16 protein-coding genes are annotated in these 15,390 nt (G+C 48.4%); 9 read left to right on the top strand and 7 right to left on the bottom strand.

The genetic code is table 11. The features are described 5' to 3' along the window. Positions 1-50 precede the first annotated feature (50 nt). The gene (locus K384_RS03340; protein WP_157630037.1) at positions 51-440 is read left to right on the top strand and encodes a hypothetical protein; all 390 of its coding nucleotides are present in this window, start codon (positions 51-53) and stop codon (positions 438-440) included. A gap of 13 nt (positions 441-453) precedes the next feature. On the opposite strand, the gene K384_RS03335 is transcribed toward K384_RS03340, so the two are convergent. Next, positions 454-1,215, bottom strand: a complete 762-nt coding sequence (locus K384_RS03335) for a lysophospholipid acyltransferase family protein (RefSeq protein ID WP_038029512.1) — start codon at positions 1,213-1,215, stop codon at positions 454-456. A gap of 144 nt (positions 1,216-1,359) precedes the next feature. Continuing rightward, on the bottom strand, positions 1,360-2,928 hold the full coding sequence (porX, locus tag K384_RS03330) for a T9SS response regulator signal transducer PorX (RefSeq protein ID WP_038029340.1): 1,569 nt from the start codon (positions 2,926-2,928) through the stop codon (positions 1,360-1,362). Positions 2,929-2,988: 60 nt separating this feature from the next. Between porX and K384_RS03325 the strand changes: the two genes are divergently transcribed. From K384_RS03325 to K384_RS03305, 5 genes are all read left to right on the top strand, one after another. Continuing rightward, a complete protein-coding gene (locus tag K384_RS03325) occupies positions 2,989-4,215 on the top strand; it encodes an HD domain-containing protein (protein ID WP_038029338.1) in 1,227 nt (408 codons plus the stop codon). Positions 4,216-4,230: 15 nt separating this feature from the next. Then, positions 4,231-5,247 (top strand): UDP-3-O-(3-hydroxymyristoyl)glucosamine N-acyltransferase, encoded by a 1,017-nt coding sequence (gene lpxD / locus K384_RS03320; protein WP_038029335.1) that lies wholly within the window; start codon positions 4,231-4,233, stop codon positions 5,245-5,247. A 62-nt stretch (positions 5,248-5,309) separates the two neighbouring features. Continuing rightward, positions 5,310-6,713 carry a bifunctional UDP-3-O-[3-hydroxymyristoyl] N-acetylglucosamine deacetylase/3-hydroxyacyl-ACP dehydratase gene (locus K384_RS03315; protein ID WP_038029510.1) on the top strand — a complete coding sequence of 468 codons (1,404 nt, stop codon included), beginning with the start codon at positions 5,310-5,312 and terminating at the stop codon, positions 6,711-6,713. Continuing rightward, positions 6,713-7,516: an acyl-ACP--UDP-N-acetylglucosamine O-acyltransferase gene (gene lpxA / locus K384_RS03310; RefSeq protein ID WP_038029332.1), complete on the top strand. Its 804-nt coding sequence runs from the start codon at positions 6,713-6,715 to the stop codon at positions 7,514-7,516. Before K384_RS03315 ends, lpxA begins: the two co-directional genes overlap by 1 nt. Positions 7,517-7,524: 8 nt before the next feature. Then, entirely contained in the window at positions 7,525-8,142 is a 618-nt protein-coding gene (locus K384_RS03305; RefSeq protein ID WP_038029330.1) for an ABC transporter ATP-binding protein, read from the top strand. A 7-nt stretch (positions 8,143-8,149) separates the two neighbouring features. Here the strand turns inward: K384_RS03305 and K384_RS03300 are convergent, their stop codons facing one another. Continuing rightward, a complete protein-coding gene (locus K384_RS03300) occupies positions 8,150-9,310 on the bottom strand; it encodes a homogentisate 1,2-dioxygenase (protein ID WP_038029327.1) in 1,161 nt (386 codons plus the stop codon). A 188-nt stretch (positions 9,311-9,498) separates the two neighbouring features. Between K384_RS03300 and pyrF the strand changes: the two genes are divergently transcribed. Together pyrF and K384_RS03290 are read left to right on the top strand one after the other, a co-directional pair. Beyond that, positions 9,499-10,308 (top strand): orotidine-5'-phosphate decarboxylase, encoded by an 810-nt coding sequence (gene pyrF / locus K384_RS03295; protein WP_038029325.1) that lies wholly within the window; start codon positions 9,499-9,501, stop codon positions 10,306-10,308. A gap of 23 nt (positions 10,309-10,331) precedes the next feature. After that, positions 10,332-11,039 carry a DUF2927 domain-containing protein gene (locus K384_RS03290; protein WP_169737605.1) on the top strand — a complete coding sequence of 236 codons (708 nt, stop codon included), beginning with the start codon at positions 10,332-10,334 and terminating at the stop codon, positions 11,037-11,039. Between the two features lie 38 nt (positions 11,040-11,077). Here K384_RS03290 and rnc read toward each other — a convergent pair whose 3' ends face one another. The 3 genes from rnc to K384_RS03275 are packed head-to-tail and all read right to left on the bottom strand — an operon-like array spanning position 11,078 to position 13,334. Then, the gene (rnc, locus tag K384_RS03285; protein WP_038029324.1) at positions 11,078-11,818 is read right to left on the bottom strand and encodes a ribonuclease III; all 741 of its coding nucleotides are present in this window, start codon (positions 11,816-11,818) and stop codon (positions 11,078-11,080) included. Next, a complete protein-coding gene (gene fabF, locus K384_RS03280) occupies positions 11,819-13,072 on the bottom strand; it encodes a beta-ketoacyl-ACP synthase II (RefSeq protein WP_038029321.1) in 1,254 nt (417 codons plus the stop codon). It abuts the gene before it with no gap. A 22-nt stretch (positions 13,073-13,094) separates the two neighbouring features. Then, positions 13,095-13,334, bottom strand: coding sequence for an acyl carrier protein (locus K384_RS03275; RefSeq protein WP_038029320.1), 240 nt, complete (start codon positions 13,332-13,334; stop codon positions 13,095-13,097). 209 nt (positions 13,335-13,543) lie between these two features. On the opposite strand from K384_RS03275, the gene K384_RS03270 reads away from it, so the two are divergent. Further along, the gene (locus tag K384_RS03270) at positions 13,544-15,076 is read left to right on the top strand and encodes a GH3 auxin-responsive promoter family protein (protein ID WP_038029508.1); all 1,533 of its coding nucleotides are present in this window, start codon (positions 13,544-13,546) and stop codon (positions 15,074-15,076) included. On the opposite strand, the gene K384_RS03265 is transcribed toward K384_RS03270, so the two are convergent. Further along, a complete protein-coding gene (locus K384_RS03265; RefSeq protein WP_157630035.1) occupies positions 15,068-15,385 on the bottom strand; it encodes a hypothetical protein in 318 nt (105 codons plus the stop codon). The genes K384_RS03270 and K384_RS03265 overlap by 9 nt on opposite strands. Between the last annotated feature and the right edge of the window lie 5 nt (positions 15,386-15,390).

The following is a 15,390-nucleotide window of genomic DNA, read 5'->3' as shown; positions in this document are numbered from 1 at the left end:
TTTCAAAACAAATGCAATATTTACACATAATCATAAAAACCGGAAGAAATATGAAACGAGTCTTTGCAGCACTCATACTTGGTCTTGGTCTATGGCTCGGGGCAAATGGCACACAAACAGCCCGGGCGCAGGTATTCAACGATTGCTATATCAACATTGAAGTGGCACCGGACCGCTATATGCGCGGAAAAGCTTATGAAATAGGACAAGCGAGCCGGAAGATAAGAGTAGAGTTTACCAAGAGCTTTGTAAAAGTGGTGTTGCCCAAGGGGGACCGGAGCATCTTTCTGGCAATTGAAAATACCGATTGCAAAGCCTATTGTCCAAAAGCCAAACGGATACGCCAACTCAAGCCGGGCGACGAGCGGCTTTTGATTCATTTATTGCGTGCACAAGAAAAACAGCTCATCGCCCAACTGGAAAATTGCGGTATCAAATAGCAGCAACGGCGTCTTATGCGGCTGCCGGCTGCCCCAGGCAACGCCGGATGTCTTCTTCGCAACGCCGCAGCAAAGCCTGGGGCGATTCAAAATCACCGATTTCGTATTTTCCCAACAAATGCAAACGCACGGTAATGCCTATAGGCATGTAAAGCAGCTTATGATACGTGAGCTTCCAGAAGTTTTCCAAAGCAATAGGCACCACCACGGCTTCGGGCATGCAAGTCACCAACTGCTCAAATCCGGCCGTTTTGAAAGGCTTCAGCTTGCCATCGCGCGCGCGCGTACCTTCTGCAAAAATACAAGCCGCAAGCTTTTCGCGGCGTATGACTTCCGCAAATGCTTTGATGGCTTTTAGTGCGCCCTCTTTGTCTTTTCTGTCGATGCACACATGCTTGCCATGACGCAAATGCCATGATACGCTCGGTATGTTGTACATCAAGCTTTTTTTGGAAATAAACTTTGGATGGTGCTTCTTGCGAAAGACCCACCCGATAGCCGGAATATCGAAAACACTCTGATGGTTGCTCACCAAAATCAGCGGACGGTCATCAGGTAAGCGGTCAAGCAGCTCCTTGCCTTCCACTTTGAAGCGAATGCCCAGTATGAGCAACGAGTTCATCAAACTCCACATCATGGCATGAATGGCACGCATCTGCATGCGGTAGCCCATGTAGGTTGTCAGCATATTGATGGGATGAAAAAGCACCAATATCAAACCCATCAATGGCGCATAAATCAAGCCGGCAATCAAGTTCAAAGGTGTTTTTTTCATAGGTATTTTGAAATGATTGAACCGCAAAAATACACGCTTTTCAACGGTCATCAAACAGCACCTTGTCTCAAGATAGTAATATTTTACCTTAGTAATGCAATATTTTCACCTTTCCTGCCGGACCTTTTTAAAGGTAAGTTCCTGTTACTTAGGCTCCAAATACACAAAAGGCACAATCATTTCCTCCAAGGAAATACCGCCGTGTTGGAAGGTATCTTTAAAGAAATTGACGTAATAGTTGTAGTTGTTAGGATAAACGAAGAAGTAATCTTCTGTAGCAAACACATAACTGGTAGATACGTGCTGCTTGGGCAAGTGGAAACGCTCGGGCTTGCGGGCTTCCAATACCTTTCCTTCATCTTTAAAACTGAGGTTTTTTCCGTGTTTATACCGTAAGTTGGTATTTACTTCCCGGTCGCCTACAATACGGAAAGGGCGCCGCACCCGTATGGTGCCATGATCGGTAGTAATGATGCAAGGCAGCTTATGTTCGGCAATTTTTTTGAGCAAGTCGAAAAGTGGCGAATGGATAAACCAAGTATGTGTGAGCGCACGATAAGCCGCTTCATCAGGGGCCAACTCGCGAATCATCTCCACATCGGTGCGTGCATGCGAAAGCATATCCACGAAATTATACACAATAGCATTCAAATGATTGTTCTTCAATTGAGCAAACTGCTCATTCACCGTGCGCCCCTGCGCATTGGTCAGTATCTTATGGTAAGCCATGCGTATATGACGGAAGCCAAACTTATCCAGCTGGTTGCGTAAAAACTCCTCTTCGTGCAAGTTCTTTCCTTCCTCTTCGGTGTCTTCTACCCACCATTTTGTGTAAAATTTTGCCATGTCATCGGGCAGCATACCCGAAAAAATGGCATTGCGGGCATAAGCCGTAGTAGTTGGCAAAATGGAATAGTAGGTACTTTCCTCCACTATATAAAAATAGCGGCTAATCTCTTGTGCCAACACACGCCATTGGTCATAGCGCAGGTTGTCTATCAATATAAAAAAGAGCGTATCGTTTTCCCCCATCTTTTTTAGCAGGGGAAATACTTTTTTCTGCATGAGCTGATGCGACAGAATGGGGCGGTCAATATTGGGCTCGTTGAGCCAGTCTTCATAATTCTCCTTGATAAACTTCACAAAATTGGTATTGGCTTCTGACTTTTGGCTTTCGAGCACCTCCTCCATGCTTTGCTCCTCGGTATTTTCTATTTCTATCTCCCAGTACACCAGTTTTTTGTAGATTTCTGCCCATTCATCGTGGCTCAAGCGGTCCATATATGCCATGCTGATGTTCCGGAAGTCCTGCTGATATGCCAGGTTGACCTTTTCGCTGACAATGCGGCGGTTTTCGAGTATTTTTTTTACCGACAAAAGGATTTGGCTGGAATTCAAAGGCTTAATCAAGTAATCGGCTATTTTGGCGCCTATGGCTTCTTCCATAATAGACTCTTCTTCGGCTTTGGTAATCATCACCACCGGCAAATCAGGCTTATGTTCTTTTATCTCTACCAAGGTTTCCAAGCCTGTTAAGCCGGGCATGTTTTCATCCAAAAACACAATATCGAAAGGCTCTTCACGAATACGTTCCAGCGCATCCGTGCCACTGTTCACGGCTACTACCTCATAGCCTTTTTGTTTTAAAAACAATATGTGTGGTTTCAGCAAGTCAATTTCATCGTCTGCCCATAGAATTCTGTATTGTTGCATAAGCTTTGCTTGTTTTATTTTCCTTAATTTAACATTCAACTGCGAAAAACGACCGTTTTTATGCCACAAAAGTCATACAAAATTATCAACGACCCGGTACATGGTTTTATACGCATCAGCCACCCCTTGGTCTTCAGCATCATAGAACACCCTTATTTTCAACGGCTCAGGCGCATCAAGCAACTGGGCTTGACCGAATATGTTTATCCGGGTGCACTGCATACCCGCTTTCATCATGCCTTGGGCGCCTATCATTTGATGGGCATCGCTTTGGACACCCTCCGCTCAAAAGGCATTGACATTAGCGACGAAGAAGCACTTGCCTGCCAAATAGCCATACTCCTGCACGACGTAGGACATGGTCCCTTTTCGCATGCCCTTGAATACACCATTCTGGAAGGCGTTCATCACGAGCAACTGTCCTTGCTCATCATGCAAAAACTCAACGAGCAATTTAATAACGCCCTCCACCTGGCTATTCGTATTTTTTGCAACGAATACGAACGCCCCTTCTTTCACCAACTGGTAAGTAGCCAGCTGGATATGGACCGCCTCGATTACCTCCAACGTGACTGTTACTTCACAGGTGTGCAAGAAGGCACCATCGGGGCTGCCCGCCTGCTGAAAATGATTGACGTGGTCAATGATGAATTGGTGATAGAAGAAAAAGGCATTTACAGCATTGAAAACTTCCTGACTGCACGGCGTGTCATGTACTGGCAAGTATATCTTCACAAAACCACCATCGCCACCGAGCAAATGATTGTTCAAATCATGCGGCGCGCCAAAGAATTGGCACAGGCAGGCGTTTCGCTGCCGGCCACCCCGGCCCTCAGCTTTTTCTTGCTTAATCGCATCCGGCAAAACAACTTCCATGAAAGCGAAGAAACCCTCAAAGCATTCACCTCGCTGGACGATTACGACATTTGGGCTGCCATCAAACAATGGACAGACCACCCGGACTACGTGCTGTCGGAACTCAGCCGCCGGCTGCTCGAGCGCCGGCTATTTAAAGTAAGGCTCAGCCCTGCCCCTTTGCCTGCTGCCTGGATAGAAGAAAGGAAGCAAGAAATATTGGCAAAGCTGCCTGCCGCCGGCTACCTGCCTTATTTCCTCATACAAGGGTCCACCGAAAACACTGCCTATCAGACCAAAGGCAGCTCTATACAGGTGCTTCGCAAAGACGGCAAACTTATTGATATAGCCGAAGCCTCGGACCTGCCCAATATAAAAGCACTCAAAAAAATGGTAAAAAAGTATTATGTTTGTTGGGCAAAATACAACTAAGAAATCAGCCGTATCATGCTAAAATTCACCTTGGAACAAGTTGCCCAAATGTTGGGCGGTACTGTAGAAGGCAACCCCCATGCTGAAGTATTTACCATAGCCAAAATACAAGAAGCGCAGGAAGGAAGCATTGCTTTTTTAGCCAACCCCAAGTATGAGCCCTTCATTTATACTACCCAAGCGACGGCCGTCATCGTGAATCAGGACTTCGAGCCCAAGCAGGCGCTTCATACAAATCTCATCCGTGTCAAAGATGCTTATCTGGCATTTACCCGCCTGCTCGAACAATACCAACAGCTGAAACAAGACGCCCAACAGGGCATTGCCGCCAACGCTCACATAGAGGAAGGAAGCCGGTTGGGTGAAGGTGTTTATGTTGCCCCATTCGTGTACATAGGTAAAAATGTGCGCATTGGTAAACACGTAAAGATATACCCCCACACCTTTATTGGCGACAACGTAAGCATCGATGACCATACAGTAATTCATGCCGGTGTAAAGATTTACGAAGGCTGTGTCATAGGCAAGCACTGTGTGATTCATGCCGGGGCTGTCATCGGAAGCGAAGGTTTCGGCTTTGCCCCCCAAGAAGACGGCAGCTACCACCCCATTCCGCAGGTAGGCATCGTGGAACTGGAAGACTACGTGCGTGTAGGTGCCAACACCACCATCGACCGTGCCACCCTCGGCAAAACCCTGGTGAAGCAAGGTGCCAAGCTCGACAACCTCATACAGGTAGCACACAATGTAATCATCGGCAAGCACACCGTCATTGCTGCTCAAACAGGCATTGCCGGCTCTACCGAAATAGGCAATCATTGCATGATTGGCGGCCAGGTAGGATTTGTAGGACACATCAAAGTAGCCGACAAAACCATTATTGGGGCGCAGTCGGGTATTCTGGACACCATCAGCGAAGAGGGCGGCAAGTGGCAAGGCTCACCGGCCATGCCCATGTCGAAATATTACAGAGTGCAAGCCGTCTTGCGAAAACTGCCCGAATTGTGGCGCAAGCTTAACCAATTAAGTTGAAGAAGTAGAAAAAAGTAGTAAATTTGCGGGCAGTGCCATTTTGGTTTCAAGAAGACAACAGCATGAATTTAAAGCAACATACCATAAAACAAAGCATCAGCTTCGAGGGGGTAGGTCTTCACACCGGCAAAACAGCAGTGATGACCTTTCATCCCGCACCTCCTCACTACGGCATCCGCTTCATACGTACCGACCTCGAAGGCAAGCCCGAAGTGCGTGCCCATGTGGACAACGTAGTGGCCACGGAGCGCGGTACTGTCTTAGCAGAAAACGGCGCACAGGTGCACACCGTCGAGCATGTGCTTTCTGCGCTCATGGGTATGCAAATAGACAATGTGCGCATTGAATTGAGCGGACCTGAGCCCCCCATTGCCGACGGCAGCTCGGCGCCTTTTGTAGAGCTCTTGCAGCAAGCAGGCAAAGAAGAGCAAAATGCGCTCCGTCAATATATTTGCATCGATGAGCCCATTTACTACCGCGATGAAGACCGCCAAATAGAAATTGTGGCGCTGCCGGCCGATGAGTACCGCCTCACGGTCATGGTGGATTACAACTCATCGGTCATGGGCAGTCAGCACGCCATGCTCTTCGACTGGAACGACTACCCCAAGCAAATAGCGCCTTGCCGCACCTTTTGCTTTTTACACGAAGTAGAATACCTCTACAGCAAAGGGCTCATACAGGGCGGCAGCTTGCAAAATGCCATTGTCATTGTGGAAAAGCCCGTAGAAGCTGCCCAACTGGAACGCTTGGCAGCCCTCTTTGACAAGGAAGAAGTAGCCGTACAAAGCAACGGCATATTGAACAACCTGGAGCTGCGCTTCCACAACGAGCCGGCACGCCACAAATTGCTCGACCTCATAGGCGATTTGGCTTTGCTTGGGCGCCCACTCAAAGCCCATGTGATAGCAACCCGCCCCGGTCATCATGCCAACGTGCAGTTTGCCAAGAAAATAAAAGCATATATGGAAAAAAATCCATCAAACGACATTAAGCAATTTCATCCGGGGATGCCTGCCGTACTCACTGCCACGCAGATGTACGAGATGCTCCCCCATCGCTATCCCTTCTGCCTCGTCGATAAGATCATTTATTTGGACGACGAGCAGGTAGTAGGTGTAAAAAACGTGAGCATAGGTGAGCCTTACTTTCAAGGACATTTCCCCGGCAACCCTGTCATGCCCGGTGTTTTTCAAATAGAAGGAATGGCGCAAACCGGCGGTATTTTGGTGCTCAATACAGTACCCGACCCTTCGAACTACTGGACTTACCTGCTGCGAGTCGATAACTGCCGTTTCCGGAAAATGGTGCACCCGGGCGATACCATCATTTATCATTGCCGCATCACAGCCCCCATCAAGCGTGGCATCATTAAAATGCACTCAGATGCTTACGTAAACAATGAGCTTGTTTGCGAAGCAGATATGACTGCAAGTATTGTAAGGAAAGACGAAGAAAAAAAATGATGAATAAAGACTTAGTTTGGATACACCCCGACGCCAAAATAGGTGAAAACGTAACCATTGAGCCCTTCACGGTCATTCACGGCGACGTGGAAATTGGCGACAATACCTGGATTGGTCCTCATGTTACTATCTTAGACGGTGCCCGCATTGGTAAAAACTGCCGCATATTCCCCGGTGCTGTTATTTCGGCCATCCCCCAAGACCTGAAATTCGGTGGTGAGATGACCTACGCCATCATTGGCGACAACACCACCATTCGCGAGTGCGTCACGGTGAATCGCGGCACGTCGGCCAGTGGAAAAACCGTAGTAGGCAACAATTGCTTACTGATGGCTTATGCCCATATAGCCCACGATTGCATGGTGGGCAACAACTGCGTGATAGTGAATGCCGTGCAGATGGCCGGGCATGTAGAAGTAGGTGATTACGCTATCATAGGGGGCACTTCTGCCATTCATCAGTTTTCGCGTATTGGCGCCCATGCCATCATTGCCGGTGGGTCACTGGTGCGCAAAGACATACCGCCCTATGTGAAAGCCGGCCGCGAGCCGGTCGTTTACCTGGGCGTGAACCGGGTAGGCCTGCGCCGTCGTGGCTTTACCAACGAACAGATTTACCAAATACATGAAATTTATCGCACCCTTTACCTGAAAGGCTACAACACCACCGAGGCGCTGAATATCATTGAAAGCACCTTTGAGCCTACCCCCGAACGGGACGCCATCCTTGACTTCATCCGCAAATCAGAACGTGGCATCATCCGCACCGGGCATCATACAGCCAATCATGCCACCGAAGAATAGAATAAGGTATGCAATTAAGCAAGGTAGAGCTTGTTGACATAGGAAAAAAATTTGAAAGAGAGTGGCTTTTTCGCCACTTTTCTTTTGTTTTTGAACCGGGGCAACCCACTGCCATCGTAGGCGCCAACGGCAGTGGGAAATCTACCCTTATGAAAATAATAGCTGCTGCGCTGCCCTCGAATGAAGGGAAGGTGATTTATCGTGACCCGCAAGGCAAAGCCATCGACATAGACCAATACCCTCAGTTATTGAGCTGGGCGGCGCCTTATTTGCGCATCCCGCCCGACTTCACCCTCGATGAAGTCTATCATTTTCATCATCAATTCAAGCCCCTGCGCTTTTCCCATGAAGAGTGGCTCGATGTCTTGAATCTGCGCCCCCACCGCCACAAACCCCTGCGCTTTTTTTCTTCGGGCATGCGTCAAAAAGTACAACTCAGCTTAGCGCTGTTTAGCAATACCCCCCTGCTGCTGCTGGACGAACCCACGATGAACTTAGATAAAGAAAATGCCGCTTGGTATAAGCGGCATGTATTGGAGTGCATACAAGAACGCATTGTCATCATCAGCTCAAACGAAGCGGCCGAGTATGACTTCTGCACCCGGCGCATTCGCCTGACCTCCTAACCGGCAACTACTCTTTCCAGCTCATCGGATAATTTTCATCCACATAGGGCAGCGCCTCTTCGGTAATGTACAACGGCCGGAAAGTGTCAATCATCACGGCATACTCGTGGGTTTCTTTCTTGCCTATACTTTTTTCTATCATCCCCGGATGCGGTCCATGTGGCAACCCGCCCGGATGCAAGGTAAAGGAGCCCCGATCAATGCCTTTGCGGCTCATAAACTCACCTTCGGCATAAAACAACACCTCGTCGGAGTCTATGTTGGAGTGGTTGTAAGGTGCCGGAATAGCCAAGGGGTGATAATCAAACAAACGGGGTACAAACGAGCAAACCACCAGGTTATGCGCTTGGAAGGTCTGGTGTACCGGCGGCGGCTGATGGATGCGCCCAGTGATGGGCTCAAAGTCGTAGATAGAGAAGGTGTAGGGATACAGGAAGCCGTCCCACCCTACCAAGTCGAAGGGGCTGTGTTTATACACATAGTGATGCAAAAAGCCATTTTTCTTTATCTTCACTAAATACTCGCCTTGCTCACGCTCGGTAATGAGCTCTGAAGGTGGATGGATGTCACGCTCACAGAAAGGCGAGTGTTCTAACAGCTGCCCCAGCTCGTTGCGATAGCGGCGCGGGGTTTCTATGGGTGAGAATATTTCACATACCAACAGGCGCACCTCGCCCTCATCAAAAGCCATTTTATAAATGGTAGTGCGCGGAATCACAATATAGTCGCCTTTTTGAAAGCGCAGTTTGCCAAACTGGGAATACAGCCACCCGCTGCCATCATGCACATAAATAAGCTCGTCGGCTTCGCCGTTTTTGTAGTAGTAGTCCATTTGCTTGCCGGAAGGATTGCAAATCCCTATGTGCACATCGTTGTTGACCATAAGCATCTTGCGTGCCTCGAGGTAATCTTCGCCTGTGGTGCCAACCTGCGAAGTTTTCAAGTGGGTTTGTAACAGCGGACGATCTTTTAAAGGCTTTACCCCATAAGGTACCGACTCAAGCACCTTTTCTACCCTTGTAGGTGGGTAAATGTGGTAAAGATTGGAATAGATGCCACTAAATCCTTTCGAGCTTACGAGCTCTTCTTGATAAAGGCTGCCATCGGGCTGACGGAATTGTATGTGGCGCTTCGGAGGTATTTCCCCTAACTTATAATAGTAAGTCATAACGCTTTTCTGTTTTTTGTATTTATTTTATAACAAATTTACAAATTAAAAGACTAAAGCAAATGTTGAAGCCCGCTTAAAATAGTCTTTTTGCTTCCTGCCTTCTGCTATTTACTTGTTTCCGTTTAGATTATTTCAGATTTTTGCTTCATCTTTTTCAGTCCTTTTCTCTAATCAAGCCAGTTTTTATGCTATATACCGAACTAAGTGCACTCATTCAACAAAAGAAAAGCATGCTTTGTGTGGGCTTAGATGCTGACATTCGTAAGATACCGGCCCACTTACACAGCAGCCCCGACCCCATTTTCGAATTCAATAAGCAGATTATTGATGCCACCTATCCCTATGCGGTAGCCTACAAGCCCAACTTGGCTTTCTATGAGGCTTTAGGTGCCCGTGGGTGGGACAGCCTGGCCCGCACCATGGAATATATGCCCAAAGATGTTTTTCGCATTGCCGATGCCAAACGTGGCGACATAGGCAATACGGCAGCCCTATATGCACGCACCTTCTTCGAAACACTTCAGTTCGATGCCGTCACCCTCTCGCCTTACATGGGCAAAGACAGCATTACTCCCTTTCTCGACTATCCCGGCAAGTGGGTGATTGTCTTGGCACGCACTTCCAATGCAGGTGGTGCAGATTTCCAAGAGCTTCCACTTGACGATGGGCGTAAGCTCTACGAAGCGGTGATTCAAAAAAGCAGCACCTGGGCATCTCATGAGCGTATGATGTATGTAGTCGGCGCTACTCAACCGGAAGCCATGCGCCATATTCGCCAATTGGCTCCCCGCCATTTCTTCTTGGTACCCGGCATAGGCGCCCAAGGGGGCGACCTGCGCAGTGTGCTTCAATATGGCAGCAATGCGGCCGGCGGACTGCTTATCAATTCATCGCGCGGGATTATTTATGCATCAAACAAGCATGATTTTGCAAGCGCTGCCGGTAAAGCGGCACAAGCTTTGCAGCAGGAAATAGAAAAACTCATGCAATGGTAAAGGTCGTTCACCAGTTTTGCTTTATGAAAACGTTTCTTTTTCGGTTTTGTCTTGTCTTGTTGTTGGCAGGCGCATTTCCCCCTCCCGGCTTTGCTCAAGCAAATGCTAAAAAAATCATCAACTATTTTATAGAAGTAGCCTTAGGCAGCGAATTCAACAACAGCCATCAACGAATCAAGAAATGGCGAAAAGATATCCACTATTATGTCATTGGCAAGCCCCATCCGGAATATGAAGCGGAGCTTAGGCGCGTCATCGATGAGTTACATGTGCTCACCGGGCTCACCTTTACGGAGGCAAAACGAAAACGGGATGCCAACCTGTTGATTGTTTTCGGCTCGGCAGATACCTATGTAAAAATAGAGCCACAGGCAAAAAAATACACCGACAAAAATTGGGGCCTTTTCTTTACGCGATGGAATGGATTGGGCGAAATTTATTATGCTACCATGTATGTAGATGTGTTCAGAGCCAAAGGCAATCAAGTAAAGCATCTGATAAGAGAAGAGCTCACCCAATTATTGGGACTCATGCGCGACAGTTACCGATACAAAAAAAGTATATTTTATCAAGGATGGACTACCTACACCGACTACGCCCCCATCGATAAAATACTCATACGCTTACTTTATCATCCCGATATGCCAATGAATGCCGACGAGGCTACCGCACGCAAGGCAGCCGCACATATTTTGGAAGAAATGGACTTGGAAGAAAACTTATTTGAGTAACACGGGAGCAAAACACCTCCTCCACTCAGTTCAATCTATCATACCAAATTCAGGCTTTCACAGGCTTCTTTGGCAGCATCCTGCTCTGCCTCCTTTTTGGTGAGCCCCTGTCCTTTGCCCAATATCTGCTCGCCATCGAGGGCATGCACCAAAAATTGGCGCCTGCTGCCACTTGTTTTTACGTCGATCACTTCAAAACGTATGTTCTTGCCATTGCGCTGCCCCCATTCTATAAGCATAGATTTGAAGTTGCGCGGCGTCTGCGCCAAGTGCTCTACATCGACATGCGGCTTGATGATTTTATGAATAATAATGTGACGCGTAGCAGAAAAGCCTTTATCCAGATACAAAGCCCCTACAAAAGCCTCAAAAGCATCACCTACCATCGAGCGAAAAGAGCCGGTATGACGGTTGCCTTCGTACTGTATGTAATCCATAAAGCCGAGACGCTCGCCCAGGTCGTTCAGTGTATCGCGGCTCACCATGCGCGAACGCATCTCTGTTAAAAAACCTTCGTTTTTGAAAGGATATTTACGATACAGATAGTCGGCAATGATAGCACCCAGTACGGCATCGCCCAAGTACTCCAAACGCTCATTGGAAAGCACAAACGAACGGTTGGGCAGGCGAACAGCCGCCGAGGTATGCCGGAATGCCAAATCGTAAAACTCAATATGAAAAGGCTTGCGTCCTGTAAGTCTTTTTACGAAGGAAGCAAGCCTTTTTTCCTTTTCATTACGATATATTCCAAAAAAATAGGCTAATAAGTTACGCCACACTTATTCTTCAAATTTTTTGAATATTACAGAGCAGTTGTGTCCTCCAAAACCAAATGTGTTGCTCAATGCGTAATTGATTTCACGCTTTTGAGCTTTGTTAAAGGTGAGGTTCAACTTGGGATCGATCTCCTCGTCATCGGTGAAATGGTTGATGGTGGGCGGCACGGTTTGATGCACAATCGAAAGGATGCAGGCGATGGCTTCTATTGCCCCTGCTGCCCCTAACAAGTGACCGGTCATCGACTTGGTCGAGCTGATATTTATCTTGTAGGCATGCTCACCAAAAACCTTTTGAATGGCTTTGATTTCCGCTATATCGCCCAAGGGCGTAGAAGTACCATGCACATTGATATAATCAATGGCATCGAGCGGTATTTGGGCGTCTTCCAAAGCATTCTTCATCACCGCTGCTGCTCCCAAGCCTTCCGGATGAGGCGCAGTGATATGGTAAGCATCTGCCGATAAACCGCCACCTACCATCTCACAATAGATCTTGGCGCCACGCTTCACAGCGTGCTCATAGTCTTCCAAGATAATGGCACCGGCACCTTCACCCAATACAAAACCGTCGCGGTCCTTGTCAAACGGACGTGAAGCGGTTTCGGGCGAGTCATTACGCTCTGAAAGTGCCTTCAGAGCATTAAAGCCACCCACTCCGGCCTCGGTGATGGCTGCTTCCGAGCCACCCGCCACAATCACATCGGCCTTTCCGTAGCGGATATAATTGAAGGCATCGATGAGGGCGTTCGTGGATGAAGCACAAGCAGACACCGTGCAATAGTTGGGACCGCGGAAGCCATAACGGATAGAAATATGGCCGGCGGCAATGTCGGAGATCATCTTGGGAATAAAGAAGGGGCTGAAACGAGGCTCACAACCACCTTCCACATAATTGCGCACTTCTTCCTGGAAAGAGAGAAGGCCGCCTATGCCGGAGCCCCAAATGACGCCCACACGGTCTACGTCCAGCTTTTCAGGCACGAGCCCGGCGTCTTTGATGGCTTCTTCGGCCGAAGCTATAGCATAATGCGAGAAGGCGTCCATACGGCGCACCTCTCGTTTCTCAATAAAATCCAGCGGGTCAAATCCTTTTACCTCGCAAGCGAAGCGCGTTTTAAATTTCGACGCATCGAAGCGGGTAATAGGAGCGGCGCCGCTCACCCCCTTGACAAGGTTCTCCCAATAAGCGGGAGCGGTGTTGCCGATGGGGGTCAGCGCGCCTATTCCTGTAACTACTACTCTTCTTACCTTCATTGGCAATCGCTTTGCGATGAGATTAGGAAGCCAACTGCTTTTCGATGTAGGCGATTGCTTCACCTACTGTTGAGATTTTTTCTGCATCCTCATCAGGAATAGAAACGTTGAATTCTTTTTCAAATTCCATGATGAGCTCAACAGTGTCCAAGGAGTCAGCTCCTAAGTCGTTGGTAAAGCTTGCTTCGGGAGTTACTTCTGAAGCATCTACTCCCAGCTTTTCAACGATAATGTTCTTTACTTTTTCTGCAATCTCTGACATCGTCGTTTAATTTTTAGTCAAACACGCTGCAAATAAATGTATTTATTCGGACAAAATCAAATCCAAAATACCATGTTTTCTTGTGGGAGTCCTAAACTCCCCGCCAAGAGGCTCATTTGCAAGCGGCAAGGTAAAGATATGAAAATAGTTAGCAAGACAAGCAAAAATCTTTAATTTTGCAGATATATCAACAAACTGCTTTTAGCTTCATGCTCAACATAAACCGATTGGCAAGCTGGTGGTTTCGGCCCGCTATGCGGCGCATTCGCTTCTTTATGGAGAAGCCGGCTCTGGCACAGGATTTTCAACTGCGCCATTTGCTGCATCGTGCGCAAAAAACCGAATGGGGAAAACGCTACGGCTTTAAAGAAATTAAACATTACGACACTTTCCGGGAGCGGATACCCGTTTCCTCCTATGAGCAGCTTTACCCTTTCATAGAACGCATGATGCAAGGTGAGCGGGATGTGCTGTGGCCCGGGCAAGTGCGCTGGTTTGCCAAATCGTCGGGCACTACCAATGACCGGAGCAAATACATACCCGTACCCAAGGAGTCTTTGCACTACTGTCATTTTCAGGGAGGCAAAGACCTGCTCACTCTTTATCTGGAAAACACCCCCGATACCCGTGTATTTAACGGGAAAGCCCTCTCCATTGGCGGAACACACCACCCACACGAGGGCAACTCAAGAGTGCGTGTCGGCGACGTGTCGGCAGTAATCATGCAGAACCTTCCGGCTTGGGCGCAATGGTTCCGCGCGCCTTCCCTTCAGGTGGCTCTGCTTGCCGACTGGGAAGAAAAAATACAGGCCATGATACGCGAGTTGCGCAACAGCAACATTACTGCCATCATGGGGGTGCCCACCTGGACAGTGGTGCTGCTCGAAGAGCTGCTCAAAAGCGAAGGCAAGCAATATGTACAAGAAATATGGCAACAGTTTGAAGTATTCTTTCATGGTGCAGTGGCTTTTGCGCCCTACCGCCCCCTGTTTGAGCGCATAGCGCCCGGTTTGCGTTTCATGGAAGTCTATAATGCTTCGGAAGGCTTTTTTGCCCTGCAAGATGACCTGAGCCGCGACGACATGCTGCTCATGCTCGATTATGGTGTCTTTTATGAATTCATCCCCATGGATGAACTGGGCAAAGAGCACCCTAAAGCTTATTGGATTGATGAAGTAGAAATGGGAAAAAACTATGCCATGGTCATCAGTACCAATGGCGGCTTATGGCGCTACCTCATTGGTGATACTGTGCAGTTTACTTCTTTATATCCTCATAGAATCAAAATTACGGGCCGCACCAAGCAGTTCATCAATGCTTTTGGCGAAGAAGTAATGGTCGAAAACGCAGAGCGCGCCATCGCCTTCGCTTGTGAAAAAACGGGGGCTGCCATTACAGACTACACCGTAGCCCCGGTGTATTTGGGCGACGGCAACAAAGGCGCCCACGAGTGGTTGATTGAGTTTGCCTCCATGCCCCATGACCTCCATGCCTTTGGCGAAGCACTTGACCGGCGTTTGCGGGAAATCAACTCGGATTATGATGCCAAACGGCAGCATGACCTCGCACTAACTGCACCGCTGATACGTGTACTGCCCCAAGGTACCTTTCAAGCATGGATGAAAAAGCGGGGCAAGCTCGGCGGGCAACACAAAGTGCCACGCCTTGCCAACCACCGTCAATATGTCAATGATATTTACCGCCTGTTGGGGTGGGAAATCAAAGAAACACCTTCAGCTTAGGCGCGCGTCGGGGTGACAATAGACCTGCCGCAGCAGTTCTTCATCGGGCAGGGTGAGTGTGTAAAACGTGCCCTCCCACTGCCGGCATATGTGCAGGCAATGCTCGCGTAAACGACGGTCTTTCGTTCGCCGGCGCAGGCGATGCATGTAAATCTGTTGCTGAGTGATAAAGAAATCCAGAGCCCAGGGGTTGGTCCAAGCAGACTGCAAGGCTTCGTCGAGTATTTTCAACGAAGCCTCATCGCCTTGCCGGAATGCCTCTAAGAGGCTTTTCCAGTATTCCACCACTGCAAAGTCATGCTTGGACATGGGGG

This window comes from Thermonema rossianum DSM 10300, from assembly GCF_000426825.1.
Taxonomy (GTDB): domain Bacteria; phylum Bacteroidota; class Bacteroidia; order Cytophagales; family Thermonemataceae; genus Thermonema; species Thermonema rossianum.
This window is presented reverse-complemented; position numbering and strand designations above follow the sequence as displayed.